Here is a 1,736-nt window from a genome sequence, read left to right as displayed (position 1 = left end):
CCTTTGAACTTACCTTTTTACAAAACTTGTCTCACATTCAACGCTGCATAAGATCCCTTCCTTGCCCCCCTCATTCTTGTTTTCCCCTCCAACACACCTTTTTCTCATGTCCACCCCTCACATATCGGTTAAAACAGTTATTTCCCAAGAGCTCTCTCCCCATTTCTCAAGCAAGGCTTATCACGCTAAGCACCCTACACGCTCCTCGAATACACTGTTCTTCCCCCCTGAAGCTGCTTTTTTTATAGAATTGAGCCCCTCATCAATGAAGATCCTCTTTTTTTCTTCCTCATTTTTGTTTTGCCCCTCAACAGACGCTTTGTCTTCACTCCAAGCTTTTCCCCTTCCTTCAAAGCACTATCTGTTCTTATATGAAAGCTTGTCTCAAAACACTTAATGTGCTGAACCATTTTCTCTAAAGCCTCATTAAAACGACTAATTTCATTTTCCAGTTTGCAGATATAGGATTCATCACGATAAGCGCGTTTAATCAAAGGGGGCATACCCGGCCAATAGAGCATTAAATCCACCCATTCACGTTGAGAAATCCATAACCCTCCTTGACATTGTGCTTGATGTTCTTCTGGAAAATTCTTTTGCATGAAATGAGGAATTAAAATTTCAGGTTTTTTTGTTTTAATTTCCAACAATCCATTTGTTCCCACAAAGGCATCAGGAGAAAATCCTTGTCTGCGATCATCTGCCAAAACAAAACCAACACATTCAGGTTGTGTCTGTGTCAGTTTTCCATAAAGCTGTCGTGCGCTTGGTTCTAATTCTATCCCGCGTCGCTGAGAAACCGTTGTCCCTTCTTCAACGGTTTTTCCGGTAATTCTTTCTCCTGCCAATTTCATCATCACAGCATGATATCGTGATGTTTTTTGCCCCTGTTTTTTTTGTGCCATAACCATCTCAAACAAAGAAGCTGTAATCAAACCATTCCGCGCTTTCTGCCATTCCTCTGTTCCCTGTATACAATCGATAATAATTGGCATAATCTTTCCCCCTTTTGGTGCTTTTTTTACAATATTTCCTCTTTGAAACATCACATCTTATTATCCCCCACACAAGCAACATCCTATTGTGCGCTGCAAACACCACAGACACATCCTCTCACCCCCCCCAAAGCCCCCAGCAAGCGCCTCACACACTCTTTTCTCTCCAAACACACTCCCTTTCTCCACACTTGGTGCGCACACCCTATTGGCTCAAAAAAAACCTCGCCAAAAGGCTCCCCCCCAAAAAAAAATCTCCCTCCAATGAACGAAAGCACAACAGACATCATTCCTCCCCCGCGAGTCAAAAAACACATGTCCGTCAACATATCCATCATAAGAGGAACCTCTCTCATTGCCCCCGAACACGGCAATATACAAGCGGCCAGAACCACCCCCGTCTCCTCTTGAACTTACCTTTTTACAGAACTTGTCCCCCATTCAACGCTGTACAGTTCCCCTTCCTCTCTCATGTCCCCAAACCTTGCCTCCAAGGTGCTTGCCTTTCTCCCCGCTCAGAGCACTGCCCCCTTTAAACACCACCCGCCATTTTCTCCAGCAATACGTGGCACGCTAAGCCTACCTGTCTTTTTCGGCATCTTTTTCTTATCCCCATCCCCCCAAAATCAACCCGCACGCCAATCTTTCCCTCTCACGAACGCCCCGCTCTCATCTCTTCCTCTTTTTTCCATACTTGGTGCGCACACCCTATCGGCTCAAAAAACACCCCTCCCTAAAGGG

At 45.0% G+C, this 1,736-nt stretch carries 1 protein-coding gene; it reads right to left on the bottom strand.

Annotated elements, in window-relative coordinates; translation table 11 throughout:
- Positions 1-242: 242 nt before the first annotated feature.
- The gene (locus HWX04_RS08070) at positions 243-995 is read right to left on the bottom strand and encodes a lambda exonuclease family protein (protein WP_175869606.1); all 753 of its coding nucleotides are present in this window, start codon (positions 993-995) and stop codon (positions 243-245) included.
- Between the last annotated feature and the right edge of the window lie 741 nt (positions 996-1,736).

Origin of the sequence: Bartonella gabonensis, from assembly GCF_903679515.1 — a bacterium.
GTDB classification, from domain to species: domain Bacteria; phylum Pseudomonadota; class Alphaproteobacteria; order Rhizobiales; family Rhizobiaceae; genus Bartonella; species Bartonella gabonensis.
This window is presented reverse-complemented; position numbering and strand designations above follow the sequence as displayed.